Raw genomic sequence first — 13,017 nt, 5'->3', positions numbered from 1 at the left:
GCCGCGTGCTTCGAGAACCTCAGCACGAGTGCTTCGAGGACCTCAGCACGAGTGCTTCGAGACCATCCGCACGCCTATGCGCCCGGCACCTCGAGTACGCGCGCGAGTTCGTCGTGCAGCGGCGAGCGCGGTACCGGCTTGCCATCGAGGTGTGTGATTGGCGCGAGGATGCGACCAGAAGACAGCAGCCACGCCCCGCGGATGCGGTCGAGATCAGCCAATTGCAGATCGGCAAACGCAACGTCGAGGCCAGCCGCCGGCCCCTTCGCAAAGAGGTCTTCAAGCGTGATCGACTTAAGAATGCCGTCTTGCGTCGGCGTGCGCAGCGCTCCATCGAGATCAACAACGAGCGTTGACGTCGGGCCCTCGAGCAGGCGGCCGCTCGGCGTGATGAACAGTGCGTCATCGGCACCGTTCGCGACGGCCCACCGCTTTGCGGCCATGTTGATGCCGTACGACAGGCTCTTCGCGCCGGGCAGCAGCCACGGCAGGTCGACGATGCCTTCGCCCTCCATGCCGCGATCGAGCACGACCACCCGTACACCCTCGCGCTCGCGTTTCGCGGTCGCCGAAACCGGCGCAATCATCACGAAGCTCGTGGGGTCGCCACCGGCCTCCGGGCCGCGAGTGAACACCATGCGGATGAGCGCTTCGGGCTCTGCCTGCCAGTCCCAAGCCTCAACCAGTGCATCCACGGCTCGGCGGTAGCCGTCAAAATCAGGCTCGGGCAATACGAGAATGCGTGCCGAATCGGCGAGTCGGCCGAGGTGCGCCTCAAGCCCTGGCACTCGACCGTTGTGACCGTGTGCCACGTCGAATATGCCATCGCCGCGCACGAGCCCCAAATCATCGGCGCGAATCAGGGGCGAGGCCACATCGACGACCGTGCCGTCGAGAAGTGCGACGAGGTTTGCCGGAGTTGCAGAAGGCGACGTCATGGCGTCAGCGTAGTGGCCTAGCCGCGCCGCAGGCTGTCAAACGCGTCGTCAAAACTCGGGTGCGAGCCGAGTTCCATGAATGATCGCCGATCAGGAGTCATGCGCGCCACCACCCAGCTGCCCGAATCGCGCTCGTCGAGGTAGCCGACGATGGCACCGCCGGGTTGGGTGACCCGCCAGCGACGATCAGTGATGCGCACGCAACGGAGCCCGCGCCGCTCGATCGTCGTCGGGCCGAGGTGGAGGTGAAGCATGGGGGCGGAGCTGGCGACGGCGGTCATGAGTGGTCCTTCCCTCGAATTCAACGTGCTGGATGGGTGTTCGCTAGCAGGGTAGGTGGAGCCTCCGACATCGCCAGCTTGTCGCCGTAAAGTTGCCGACATGACGACTTCATATGTGCTCGCTGGTGGCTGCTTCTGGTGTTTGGATGCGGTGTATCGAGGCGTGCGGGGCGTGAGCGATGTCGTGTCTGGTTACACCGGTGGCGACACGGAGAACCCCGACTATCGCTCGGTCTGCACTGGCACGACTGGTCATGCCGAGGCAGTTCGCATTGACTTCGATGAGAACGTGATTCCGGGTGATGTCGTACTCGACATGTTCTTTACGCTGCATGACCCTCGTCAGCTCAACCGCCAGGGCAACGACATTGGCACGCAGTATCGGTCAGCGATGTTCCCGGCCGACGAATCCCAACGCGAGAAGTTCGCCGCCGCGCTCGAGCGAGCTGACGAACTCTGGGGCGGTAGCACCGTCACCACGATTGAGCCGCTCGGCACCTGGTGGGAGGCCGAGGACTACCACCAGGACTACTTCGCGAAGAACCCGGGTAATGGGTACTGCCAAGCCGTTGCCGTGCCCAAAGTGCGCAAGGTGCGGGCCGGCTTCGCCGAGTGGATGCAGTAACTCCGCAGCACAGACCTCTACCGCTACCCCTGTGGAATCTCATTGATCCACAGGGGTAGCCCTTTTCCGGGTCGTAAGTCGGCAGCGAAGTGCACTATGTGCACGCGTCCGGCGGGGGAGCAATCGCACGGCACCACCCCGCCGGGCGCACCTGGCTCGCGTCACCACGGCGCGAACTGACTCGTGCCGCGCCGCGGCTGAATAGGAGAAGACATGCAGGACCACATCACCATCGTCGGCACCGTGGGCACGAACCCCGAGTTCAAGGTGCACGACTCGGGCATGCCCCGAGCCACCTTTCGCATTGCGAGCACCGAACGCCGTCGCACCGAGAATGGTTGGGAGAACGGCGACACGAATTGGTACTCGGTGACCTGCTTCCGGTCGCTCGCCACGAATGTCAACGCCTCGGTCACGAAGGGTCAGCGGCTCATTGTGCAGGGTCGCCTGCAGCTCAATGAGTACACGCCTGAGGGCGGCATTAAGCGCATCCGACCCGAAATCGTTGCCGGCGCTATCGGTCATGACCTCACGGTCGGCCCGGTATCGGCGACGAAGCGCGCATCCGAAAACCAGCCGACTGCTGACGACCCCACCCCGGAAACCGAGCGTTCAGAGGTGCCGTCAGTGCTGCATCCGATGGCTGCTGCCGACTACCAGGCGCCGACGTTCGCACGAACCGAGCCCGAGCCCGAGCCCGACGCCGAAGTTCAGGTCGACCCCGAGACCGGCGAGGTTGTCGACACCGAGCGCGAGCTGGCTTGGGCGGCACCGGGAGCGGTCGAAACACCCTTCTGACCAGGCACCGTCAAGGTGGCGACGTAGGATGCACGGGTTGATTGTTCTTGAAAGGTCGTCCGTGCGCCGATTCCGCCTTGTCACTGCCACCGTGTCGCTCGCAGTGGGTGCCCTGCTCACAGGATGCACGCAGGGCACCCCCGCGCCGACCGAGACCATCGCACCGACCGAGACCACAGCGGTCGAGATTCCCACCTTTGTGCCCGATGGCGGCGCCGAGGCGAATAAGCCGTTCTTCGACTACACGCTCGAACAGCTCATTGCTGCGAACCCGAAGCCAGACCGCAAGACCATGGTCGACACCCTCGTCAACGCAGGCTTCGACAAGTCGCGCATGGAAGTCACGGCTGATGAGACGGCGATCGGCCTGGAAGTTGATTTCATGATCGTCGCGGTCAAAATGCCTGACGATCAGTGTCTGCTCGGGCAGTGGGGCGCTCGCGGCTACTCGTCGGAAATGGCGGCACCAACTGACTCCGGTCAGTGCCTCATGGGGAAGCCGGAGCCCATTGACTGGTAAGGTGCCGTGGTCCTGAGCGGTCCGATTCACCGCTCCCACTCTGCCCGTAGCCGGGCCCATCCGTAGACTGGACGACATGGCCGAGTACATCTATCAAATGGTCCGCGCCCGCAAGAAGGTGGGCGACAAGCTCATTCTCGACGACGTTACGATGTCGTTCTTCCCCGGCGCCAAGATTGGCATGGTTGGCCCCAACGGTGCCGGTAAGTCGACGATCCTCAAGATCATGGCGGGGCTCGACACCCCGTCGAATGGTGAAGCTAAGCTCACGCCGGGCTTCTCGGTCGGCATCCTGTTGCAGGAACCGCCGCTCGACGAGACGAAGACCGTGCGTGAGAACGTTGAAGAGGGCGTTGCCGACATTAAGGGCAAGCTCGACCGCTTCAACGAGATCTCGAACGAAATGGCCGACCCCGACGCCGACTTCGACAAGCTCATGGAAGAAATGGGCACCCTGCAGACCGAGATCGACGCGCTCGACGCGTGGGATCTCGACTCGCAGCTCGAACAGGCGATGGATGCACTGCGCTGCCCGCCTGCCGACGAGCCGGTGACGAACCTCTCGGGCGGCGAGCGCCGCCGCGTGGCACTGTGCAAGTTGCTGCTCGAGAAGCCCGACCTGCTGCTCCTCGATGAGCCAACCAACCACCTCGACGCCGAGAGTGTGCTCTGGCTCGAGCAGCACCTGCAGAAGTACCCCGGCGCCGTGATTGCGATCACCCACGACCGGTACTTCCTCGACCACGTCGCACAGTGGATCGCCGAGGTCGACCGCGGCCGCCTCTACCCGTACGAGGGCAACTACACGACCTACCTCGAGAAGAAGGCCGAGCGCCTGCAGATCCAGGGCAAGAAGGATGCGAAACTCGCGAAGCGTCTTGCCGAAGAACTCGAGTGGGTGCGTTCAAACACCAAGGGCCGCCAGGCGAAGTCGAAGGCTCGTCTTGCTCGCTACGAAGAGATGGCTGCTGAGGCGGAGCGCACTCGCAAGCTTGACTTCGAAGAGATTCAGATTCCGCCGGGGCCGCGCCTGGGCAATGTTGTGCTCGAAGCCACGAACCTGAAGAAGGGTTTCGGCGAGCGCGTGCTTTTCGACAACCTCACCTTCTCGCTGCCCCGCAACGGCATCGTCGGCATCATCGGCCCGAACGGTGTCGGTAAGTCGACGCTGTTCAAGTCGATCGTTGGCCTCGAAGAACTCGATGGTGGCGACCTCAAGATCGGTGAGACGGTCAAGATTTCGTACGTCGACCAGTCACGTGCGGGCATCGACCCCGAGCAGAATGTGTGGCAGGTCGTCAGCGACGGACTCGACTACATTCAGGTCGGTCAGGTTGAAATTCCCTCGCGTGCCTATGTCTCGTCGTTCGGCTTCAAGGGCCCCGACCAGCAGAAGAAGGCCGGCGTGCTCTCGGGTGGTGAGCGCAACCGCCTCAACCTCGCGCTCACGCTCAAGCAGGGTGGCAACCTCTTGCTCCTTGACGAGCCGACTAACGACCTCGACGTCGAAACGCTCTCGAGCCTCGAGAACGCACTGCTCGAATACCCCGGATGCGCTGTGGTCATCACGCACGACCGGTGGTTCCTCGACCGCGTCGCGACCCACATCCTCGCCTATGAGGGCACCGAAGACGACCCGTCAAACTGGTACTGGTTCGAGGGCAACTTCGAGGGATACGAGGCCAATAAGATCGAGCGTCTCGGCCCCGAAGCGGCAAAGCCGTCGCGGGTGACCTACCGCAAGCTCACGCGCGACTAATGATCGCTCGCGACTGCTTCGTCACCGGCGACACCGACGGCCACCGGCGCGTACACGTACCGGTGCCGGTTCGGTGGCGCGACCTCGATGCCTACGGACACGTCAACAACGCCACCATGTTTTCGCTCCTTGAAGAGGCGCGAATCTCGGCGTTCTGGCGTGCACCAGACGGCAGCTACGATCCGACCCGACCGCTCGCGGTAGTTGGCGCCGGCGACAACGCTGACACCATCACGCTCATCGCAGCCCACGCGATCGAATACCGCGTGCCGATTGGCCACGCGCTCGACCCGATCGATGTGGAGATGTGGATCAGCGAAATCGGCTCTGCCTCGGCCGAGATCTCATATGCGGTGTACAGCCCGGTCGGTGACGATCCGCGCTTGCTGCACACCGTGGCGCGCTCGACGATCGTGCTCATTGATCCCGAAACGCAGCGCCCCCGCCGGATCAACGACGACGAACGAGCCGCTTGGCAGCCGTTCCTCGGTGAGCGCGTCGCGATGCGTGCCGACCGCAAGTAGTCGACCGACCGCCTGAGGCTCTCGCTGTTGGCGCGCTGAGGCCCTCGAAGTGCAAGCGTGCTTCGAGGGCCTCAGTACGCGAAGCGGCCTGCGCCTACTCGCTGACGCGCACCATGCCCTCTTGGGTCACCGTCGCGACAAGCAGACCCTCGCGCGTGAAAATACGACCCTGGATGAGGCCCCGCCCACCCTGTGTCGTCGACGACTCCTGCAGATAGAGCAACCACTCATCGACCCGCGCCGAACGATGCCACCACACCGCATGGTCAAGGTTCGCTGCGCGCAATCCCGGCGTCGCCCACGACAGTCCGTGCGACCGCAAGAGCGACTCGAGCACGGTGTAATCGCTCAGGAATCCGAGCGCAGCCCGATGCAGGTGGTCATCATCCGGCAGCGTCTCGACTGCCTTGAACCACACCGCCTGGTGATTCGTGCGCGTCGCGGCCGGGGCCGTGTAAATCTGACCCTCCACGTGACGAATGTGGAACGGTCGGCGGTACACCCAGTAGTTCGCGAGATCCTCACTTACCGCGCTCACGATCGGTCCCTCATCGGGTAGTGAATCCGGGTCGGGAATGCCCTCCGGCATCGAAATTGAGTGCTCGAGTCCTTCCTGCGGCAACTGGAACGAGCAGAGCATCGTGAACATCGGCAAGCGGTTCTGATACGCGGTTACCGAGCGCGTCGAAAACGAGGCGCCGTCAAAGAGCCGCGACACCGAGAACGTGAGCGGTTCATCCACATTGCCAGGCCGCATGAAGTACCCGTGAATCGAGTGGATGACGCGATCATCATCAACGGTATGCCCGGCCGCGATCACCGATTGCGCCACGGCCTGGCCACCGAACACGCGATCGTAGAGATCCCAAATGTTCGTCCCGGTGAAGGTGTCATCGCGAGTGCGTGCGCCGGGGTTATCGAGCTGCATTGCCCGCAAGAACGATTGCATCGGCGGCAATTGCGAGAGATCGACCTGGGTCGGCAACTCGGGAGCGCGCAATCCCTCCGGAGTCCAATGCGGCGACGGTGGCACGGCGCTTGCAGGCATGGGGTCGACAGGCACGGGGTTGGCAGACTCGGGGTTGGCAGACTTGGGCATCACACCGTCAGCCTAGGCACAGCGCCTTGAAACTGGCGGCGTAGGGTGGGCGGGATGACTGCGACGATCTCTTTCGATGACCCGCGCCTGCGCGACGATCTGGCCACCTTCCTCGGTCGGGCCGGTCGCATTGAAGACGGAGCAGTGCGGCTGCAACACATCAGCGGCGGCGGTACGCGACCGGATGCAGTGGCCTGCTGGGTGCCCGTGCTGCGTCCCGCGGGCATCCTCGATCGTTCACCGCTCGTGCTCGGCGTGCGTGCGCTCCCCGCGACCGTGCTCGGTGCCGACCCCGTCGACGTGGTTGACGGCGCCTTTGATGTGGTGGTGCCGCTGCGGGGTCTCCTCGATCGACTCGCCCGCACGCCCGCCGATGACCTCGCGGCGCTCAGCCTGCCGGTGCCGCCCGAGCGCCTTCTTGAGGCGTGGACTGGCCGCCGCCCACCGCGCGCGGGCTGGGAGCGGGTGGCCGCACTCGACGCGGCCGCGCTCATCCGGGTCGCCGACGAGGGCATGGCCGATATCGCGCAGGTGGTCAATGCCACCGGCGGCATGCTCGGCCAAGTGCGTGCCGAGCGAGTGCGCACAGAAACTTGGACTCGCGAACTGCCGGATGCAGTGCGTGTCGACGGCAACGACCGTGCCGATGACCTGCCGCCGGCAGGTGCTGCTTTCGCGGCGCATGCCCTCGGCTTCCTCGATGAAAAGTCCCCGGTCACCGTGGCAGTTGCCGACGGCTGGTGGCGACTTGCAACCCCGCGCGGACAGGTGCTCGTTCAGCGGTATTCTGCGCCGACGCCTGATGGGAACTAAACTCGTTTCGTTGCCGGGTGTTGGCCCGGCCTGAAGAGGAGGCTGCATCCGTGGCGAATATGCACGCGACGATCGATACGTTGAAGCAGGACGTATTCGAGCGCAATGGCGGCGAACCGGAGTTCCACCAGGCCGTGGCCGAGGTGCTCGACTCGCTGGCACCGGTGCTGGAACAGCATCCCGAATACCTCGATGAAGACCTCATCCGCCGCCTCTGTGAGCCCGAGCGCCAGATCATCTTCCGCGTGCCGTGGCGCGACGACAGCGGCAATGCGCATATCAACCGCGGCTACCGCGTCGAGTTCAACTCGGCCCTCGGCCCTTACAAGGGCGGCCTGCGGTTTCACCCCTCGGTGAACCTCGGCATCGTCAAGTTCCTTGGCTTCGAACAGATCTTTAAGAACGCGCTCACCGGTCTGCCGATCGGTGGCGGTAAGGGTGGCGCAAACTTTGACCCGCGCGGTCGCAGCGACTCCGACATCATGAACTTCTGCCAGTCGTTCATGACCGAGCTTTACCGCCACATCGGCGAATACACCGACGTGCCCGCTGGCGACATCGGCGTCGGCACGCGCGAAATCGGCTACATGTTCGGCCAGTACAAGCGCATTCGCAACCGCTTTGAGGCGGGCGTCTTCACCGGCAAGGGCCTCACCTGGGGTGGTTCGCTCGTGCGCACCGAAGCGACCGGCTATGGCACGATCTTCTTCGCTCGCGAGCAGCTCGCCACCCGCGGCGAGAACCTTGACGGCAAGCGCGTCTCGGTGTCGGGTTCGGGCAATGTCGCGATCTACGCAATCGAAAAGGCCCAGCAGCTCGGCGCTCGCGTCGTCACCGCATCTGACTCGACCGGATGCATCTATGACCCCGACGGCATCGACCTTGAGCTCCTCAAGCAGGTCAAGCTCACCGAGCGTGGCCGCATTGGCGACTACGCCGATCGTCGCGGACGCCAGGTGGAGTACCGCTCGAACATTGCCGACGTCTGGCAAGTGCCGGTCGACGTTGCACTCCCGTGCGCCACGCAGAACGAACTCGACGAGAACGCCGCCCGCGCACTCATCGCCAATGGCGTGCAGGTCGTCGCCGAGGGCGCGAACATGCCGTGCACTCCTCGCGCCGCAACGATGTTCCGCGACTCCTCGCAGGTGCTCTTCGGTCCGGCGAAGGCCGTGAACTCGGGCGGTGTCGCCACGAGCGCGCTCGAAATGCAGCAGAACGCCTCGCGTGACGCCTGGTCGTTCGAATACACCGAAGCGCGTCTCGACGAAATTATGGTTGACGTGCACGAGCGTTGCCGCTCGACGGCGGCCACTTACGGCCACCCCGACGATTATGTGCTTGGCGCCAACATCGCTGGCTTCACCAAGGTGGTTGACGCCATGATCGCCCAGGGTCTCGTCTAGACGACCTGTTGGCTCTGCGGCCCGCGAAGCATCGCGCTTCGTGGGCCGCAACCCGTTTCCCGACTGCTAGGGTGGCTCGTGACGACAGGGGAGCGCCCGCGGGGCGCTGAGAGTGCGGCGTATCCGCAGACCCTCGAACCTGAACCGGTTAGCACCGGCGTAGGGAGTCGGGATCTCTCCCTGCGGCGCATTTCGTGCCGCAGGCCCTCCATCAACGCATGGAGGTAGCAATGAAGCGTCACACCATTACCGCGCGAGGCATCCGCGCTCTGGCCGCGACCGCAGCCCTAGGGCTCGCGCTCACCGGATGCTCGGCCATTGGCCAGCAAGCTCCGTCGAGCACCGACTCAACGGGCGCAAGCAATGGCACCGTCACGATCCTCACGCACGACTCGTTCAACATCAGCGAGGAGCAGATTGCCGCGTTCGAGGCGGCCTCGGGCTACACACTCGTCACCACGGCACCCGGTGACGCCGGCTTCGTGGTGAATCAGCTCATTCTGAGCAAGGATGCGCCGACGGTCGACGGTGTCTACGGCATCGACAACTACTCAGCCCAGGCGGTAATAGACGCGGGCGCGCTCGCACCGTACGGCTCACCGGCGCTGCCCGAATCGGCCAAGACCTACTCGGTCGGCAGCGAACTCACGCCGATCGACATGGGCCAGGTGTGCATCAACATCGACCACGAGTGGTTTGCCGCGAACGGTGTTGCCGAGCCGACCACGCTCGATCAGCTTGCCGAGCCTGAGTACGCGAAGCTGCTTGTCGTCACCGACCCGGCGACCTCATCGCCCGGTCTCGCCTTCCTCGTGGCCACCATCGCGGCGAAGGGTGAGGACGGTTGGCAGGACTACTGGAAGGCGCTGCTCGCTGGCGGCACCAAGGTGGCTGCGGGCTGGTCGGATGCGTACTACACCGACTTTTCGGGAGCCGACGGCAAAGGCGCTTACCCGCTCGTGTTGAGCTACTCGTCGTCGCCTGCTTACACCGGTGGAGCCACCGGGTCGATCGAGGCCACGTGTACCACCCAGGTGGAGTACGCCGGCGTCGTGGCTGGTGCGAAGAACCCGGAGGGCGCCCAGGCGTTCATCGACTACTTGCTTTCAAACGAGTTCCAGGCAGGGCTCCCCGACAACATGTACATGTACCCGGTCGACGACCGCGTGTCGCTCCCGACCGAATGGAGCGAATTCGCCGCACTGAGCGCGAACCCGCTCGATCTCGACGCTGCCACCGTCGCGGCAAACCGCACCGCGTGGATCAGTGAGTGGACCACCCTGAATGAGTCGCGGTAACGACGGCAATAATCACTAGATGACCCCGATCACGCGGGTGACGACACCACACGTCGACCACGGGCGGCGAGCCCCAAAGCTCGCCGCCCCGGTCGCGTGGTCACTCGCGGTGATCATCCCGGTCGCGTTCCTCGCGGTCTTCTTTCTCTGGCCCGTCGGCTCCATGCTTTGGCGCGGGGTGAGCGATGCCGGCACAGGCGATGGGGGAGCGTTTGGTGAGGTGCTCACCCAGGCGCGCACCTGGCGCATCCTCGGGCAGACGCTCTGGCTTGCCCTCGCTGGTACGGCAGGTGCGGTTCTCCTCGGCACCCCCGGCGCCTATGTGCTCTATCGCTGTCGGTTCCCTGGACGAAACCTGCTGCGCGCCGTCGCCACCATGCCGTTCGTCTTGCCGACCGTCGTCGTCGGTGTCGCCTTTCGCGCGCTCCTTGCCGATCGCGGACCACTCGGATTCCTCGGCCTCGACGGCACGACCACAGCTGTTGTGCTTGCGATGGTGTTCTTCAATTTTTCGGTCGTCGTGCGAACTGTCGGCCCACTCTGGGCATCGCTCGATCCACGCTCAGCCGAGGCCGCCCGCACGCTCGGTGCCTCGCCGCTACGCGCATTCACCACGGTGACACTGCCGCAATTGGTGCCGGCGATTGCCTCGGCCGCGAGCATCGTGTTCTTGTTCTGCTCGACAGCGTTCGGCATCGTGCAAACCCTCGGTCGACCGGGCGGCGGCACGCTCGAAACCGAAATCTACGTGCAGACGACGACCTTGCTTGACCTGCGAACGGCGGCGGCGCTCTCGTGCCTGCAATTCCTTATCGTCGTGGTGGCGGTGCTCGTCGCCAACCGCTTGCGTCGCGGCACCGAGACGGCATTGCGGATGCGCGATGCCACGACCCATCCGCTCGGCCGAGCCGACATGCCCGCGTTCGCACTGACGTTGCTCGTCATTGGTGGGCTCATCATCGCCCCGCTCGTGGCGCTCGCCCTGCGCGCACTCGCGAGCCGGGATGGGTTTGGCTTCGGCAACTTTGCGCTGCTCGCCACCTCGGGGTCGGGGTTTGCCGGCGGTACGACCATGCTCGAAGCGCTCGATCACTCGGTGCGCATTGCAATCGACGCCACGTGGATTTCGCTCGCGATCGGTGTTCCGCTCGCACTGGCACTTTCGCGACGCGCCGGTGCGAAATGGGCGCGACGCCAACGCATCCTCGATGGCGCCATCATGTTGCCGCTTGGCGTATCTGCCGTGACGGTGGGGTTCGGTTTCGTTATTTCGCTGCAGGTGGCCTGGCCCGAAGTTGCGCGCTCGGGCCTGCTCGTGCCATTTGCGCAGGCGGTAGTGGCGTTGCCACTCGTCATCCGCGTATTGGTGCCTGCGCTTCGGGCAATCGATCCGCGACAACGCGAAGTGGCGGCGACGCTCGGCGCCGGACCCGGACGAATCCTGCGCACGATCGACGGCCCCGTATTGGCCCGCGGCATCGGCACGGCGGCTGGTTTCGCGTTTGCCATGTCGCTCGGGGAGTTCGGCGCGACGTCGTTCCTCGCCCGGCCGGATTACCTGACTCTGCCGGTGCTCATTGTGCGGGTGCTCGGGCGACCCGGAGCCGACAACTACGGCATGGCGATGGCCGCGGCGACCCTGCTCGCGCTTGTCACAGCCGGCGTCATGATGCTCAGCGAGCGGCTGCGGCCGCGAGGTTCTGGAGGTGATCTGTGGTGATTCCAGCACTTGAGGTGCGTGACCTCTCGGTCACCTACGGCAAGTTTGTGGCGCTGCACGATGTAGATCTTGAGGTCGCCGAGGGCGAGATCGTGGCTTTACTCGGAGCCTCGGGCTCGGGCAAGTCGACCCTGCTTCGTGCGATCGCCGGCCTCGAGCCGGTTGCCGCCGGTGACATCAGGATGCATGGGTACAGCGTCGTGGCCACGCCCACCCACGAGCGTGGTTGCGGCATGGTGTTTCAGGACGGCCAGTTGTTCCCGCACCGATCGGTTGGTCGAAATATTGCCTATGGTCTCGAAACCACCGGGATGCCCCGGGCCGCGCGGGCTGAGCGCGTTGCCGAAATGCTCGAGCTCGTTGGTCTCGAAGGCTATGAGTCACGGTCGGTGGCGACGCTTTCAGGTGGACAGGCGCAACGAGTGGCGCTGGCGCGGGCACTCGCACCGGCTCCGCAAATGCTGTTGCTCGATGAGCCGCTCTCTGCACTCGACCGTGCGCTGCGGGAGCGGCTGTCGGTTGAGCTGCGCGACATCATTCGCGCTGCCGGTATCAGCGCGGTGCACGTAACGCACGATCAGCAGGAGGCGTCCGCCATCGCTGACCGCATTGCGATCATGATTGACGGTCGCATCGGCCAGATCGGCAGCCGTGAGGAATTGCTTGGTGCTCCGGCAAGCACCGAGGTGCGGGACTTCCTCGGTGCTGACGGGCGAGTGCGTGGCCGCATCGTCGCGCAACGACCGACCACCACACAGGTAGAACTACTCGATGTGGTGACCGAAGTGCGGGGGATGCGGGGCGAACCGGGCGATGAGGTGTCGTTGCGTATCAGCTAGTTCGGGTGTGCGAGCTGCGGTGCACGTGCGCGTGTGCTGAGGCTCTCGAAGCGGTCGACCGTGTGCTGAGGCTCTCGAAGCGGTCGACCGTGTGCTGAGGCTCTCTAAGCACAATGGCCTTAACAGGCCCGACACGCCCGGGATTCGGCCTCGGTTTGCACGGATGCCCAACTCTGCGTAATGTATTCCCTTGTCGCCGCGAGGTGCCAAGCGCAAGGCGCGAAGGCCTCAAGGCAGCGACAAGCTCCACAGCTCCGGCCAAGCCGAAGTCATCGACTTCGCCACGCCCGGACAAGTGGAAACAGGTTCCGCGAACAGCAGCCAGCCAATTTGACAAGGTGAAGCGCGGCTCCTAAGATAGAGAAGTTGCTCTCGTGCAAGACTGTGCCGGTTGGTG

At 64.5% G+C, this 13,017-nt stretch carries 13 protein-coding genes and 1 riboswitch; of the genes, 10 read left to right on the top strand and 3 right to left on the bottom strand.

The window, feature by feature from the left end; all coding sequences use genetic code 11:
- Positions 1-74 precede the first annotated feature (74 nt).
- Both EG850_RS11280 and EG850_RS11275 read right to left on the bottom strand, forming a co-directional pair.
- Positions 75-938 (bottom strand): aminotransferase class IV, encoded by an 864-nt coding sequence (locus EG850_RS11280; RefSeq protein ID WP_124973537.1) that lies wholly within the window; start codon positions 936-938, stop codon positions 75-77.
- A gap of 17 nt (positions 939-955) precedes the next feature.
- Entirely contained in the window at positions 956-1,219 is a 264-nt protein-coding gene (locus EG850_RS11275; protein WP_124973535.1) for a hypothetical protein, read from the bottom strand.
- A 100-nt stretch (positions 1,220-1,319) separates the two neighbouring features.
- Between EG850_RS11275 and msrA the strand changes: the two genes are divergently transcribed.
- The 5 genes from msrA to EG850_RS11250 all read left to right on the top strand — a co-directional run bounded on the left by msrA (position 1,320) and on the right by EG850_RS11250 (position 5,445).
- The gene (msrA, locus tag EG850_RS11270; RefSeq protein WP_124973533.1) at positions 1,320-1,844 is read left to right on the top strand and encodes a peptide-methionine (S)-S-oxide reductase MsrA; all 525 of its coding nucleotides are present in this window, start codon (positions 1,320-1,322) and stop codon (positions 1,842-1,844) included.
- 213 nt (positions 1,845-2,057) lie between these two features.
- Positions 2,058-2,642, top strand: coding sequence for a single-stranded DNA-binding protein (locus tag EG850_RS11265; RefSeq protein ID WP_124973531.1), 585 nt, complete (start codon positions 2,058-2,060; stop codon positions 2,640-2,642).
- Between the two features lie 61 nt (positions 2,643-2,703).
- Positions 2,704-3,162 carry a DUF6993 domain-containing protein gene (locus EG850_RS11260; protein ID WP_124973529.1) on the top strand — a complete coding sequence of 153 codons (459 nt, stop codon included), beginning with the start codon at positions 2,704-2,706 and terminating at the stop codon, positions 3,160-3,162.
- A gap of 76 nt (positions 3,163-3,238) precedes the next feature.
- On the top strand, positions 3,239-4,921 hold the full coding sequence (gene ettA, locus EG850_RS11255) for an energy-dependent translational throttle protein EttA (protein ID WP_124973527.1): 1,683 nt from the start codon (positions 3,239-3,241) through the stop codon (positions 4,919-4,921).
- Entirely contained in the window at positions 4,921-5,445 is a 525-nt protein-coding gene (locus tag EG850_RS11250; RefSeq protein WP_124973523.1) for an acyl-CoA thioesterase, read from the top strand. The genes ettA and EG850_RS11250 overlap by 1 nt, the downstream gene beginning before the upstream one ends.
- Positions 5,446-5,539: 94 nt before the next feature.
- Here EG850_RS11250 and EG850_RS11245 read toward each other — a convergent pair whose 3' ends face one another.
- Positions 5,540-6,544: an acyl-CoA thioesterase gene (locus EG850_RS11245; protein WP_235829306.1), complete on the bottom strand. Its 1,005-nt coding sequence runs from the start codon at positions 6,542-6,544 to the stop codon at positions 5,540-5,542.
- Between the two features lie 54 nt (positions 6,545-6,598).
- On the opposite strand from EG850_RS11245, the gene EG850_RS11240 reads away from it, so the two are divergent.
- The 5 genes from EG850_RS11240 (at position 6,599) to EG850_RS11220 (ending at position 12,620) form a co-directional block, all read left to right on the top strand.
- Entirely contained in the window at positions 6,599-7,357 is a 759-nt protein-coding gene (locus EG850_RS11240; RefSeq protein WP_124973522.1) for a hypothetical protein, read from the top strand.
- A gap of 59 nt (positions 7,358-7,416) precedes the next feature.
- Positions 7,417-8,763 carry an NADP-specific glutamate dehydrogenase gene (gdhA, locus tag EG850_RS11235; RefSeq protein ID WP_124973565.1) on the top strand — a complete coding sequence of 449 codons (1,347 nt, stop codon included), beginning with the start codon at positions 7,417-7,419 and terminating at the stop codon, positions 8,761-8,763.
- 76 nt (positions 8,764-8,839) lie between these two features.
- Positions 8,840-8,946: riboswitch (TPP riboswitch) on the top strand.
- A gap of 47 nt (positions 8,947-8,993) precedes the next feature.
- Positions 8,994-10,061: a thiamine ABC transporter substrate-binding protein gene (locus tag EG850_RS11230; protein WP_124973520.1), complete on the top strand. Its 1,068-nt coding sequence runs from the start codon at positions 8,994-8,996 to the stop codon at positions 10,059-10,061.
- 19 nt (positions 10,062-10,080) lie between these two features.
- Entirely contained in the window at positions 10,081-11,781 is a 1,701-nt protein-coding gene (locus EG850_RS11225) for an ABC transporter permease (RefSeq protein ID WP_124973518.1), read from the top strand.
- Positions 11,778-12,620, top strand: coding sequence for an ABC transporter ATP-binding protein (locus tag EG850_RS11220; protein WP_235829305.1), 843 nt, complete (start codon positions 11,778-11,780; stop codon positions 12,618-12,620). The genes EG850_RS11225 and EG850_RS11220 overlap by 4 nt, the downstream gene beginning before the upstream one ends.
- The last annotated feature ends 397 nt before the right edge of the window (positions 12,621-13,017 follow it).

This window comes from Gulosibacter macacae (assembly GCF_003865375.1).
Classification (GTDB): domain Bacteria; phylum Actinomycetota; class Actinomycetes; order Actinomycetales; family Microbacteriaceae; genus Gulosibacter; species Gulosibacter macacae.
This window is presented reverse-complemented; position numbering and strand designations above follow the sequence as displayed.

Coding starts and splice junctions, on each gene's coding strand:
- EG850_RS11280 (WP_124973537.1), bottom strand. CDS start 938: ATGACGTCGCCTTCTGCAACTCCGGCAAACCTCGTCGCACTTCTCGAC.
- EG850_RS11275 (WP_124973535.1), bottom strand. CDS start 1,219: ATGACCGCCGTCGCCAGCTCCGCCCCCATGCTTCACCTCCACCTCGGC.
- msrA (WP_124973533.1), top strand. CDS start 1,320: ATGACGACTTCATATGTGCTCGCTGGTGGCTGCTTCTGGTGTTTGGAT.
- EG850_RS11265 (WP_124973531.1), top strand. CDS start 2,058: ATGCAGGACCACATCACCATCGTCGGCACCGTGGGCACGAACCCCGAG.
- ettA (WP_124973527.1), top strand. CDS start 3,239: ATGGCCGAGTACATCTATCAAATGGTCCGCGCCCGCAAGAAGGTGGGC.
- EG850_RS11250 (WP_124973523.1), top strand. CDS start 4,921: ATGATCGCTCGCGACTGCTTCGTCACCGGCGACACCGACGGCCACCGG.
- EG850_RS11245 (WP_235829306.1), bottom strand. CDS start 6,544: ATGCCCAAGTCTGCCAACCCCGAGTCTGCCAACCCCGTGCCTGTCGAC.
- EG850_RS11240 (WP_124973522.1), top strand. CDS start 6,599: ATGACTGCGACGATCTCTTTCGATGACCCGCGCCTGCGCGACGATCTG.
- gdhA (WP_124973565.1), top strand. CDS start 7,417: ATGCACGCGACGATCGATACGTTGAAGCAGGACGTATTCGAGCGCAAT.
- EG850_RS11230 (WP_124973520.1), top strand. CDS start 8,994: ATGAAGCGTCACACCATTACCGCGCGAGGCATCCGCGCTCTGGCCGCG.
- EG850_RS11225 (WP_124973518.1), top strand. CDS start 10,081: ATGACCCCGATCACGCGGGTGACGACACCACACGTCGACCACGGGCGG.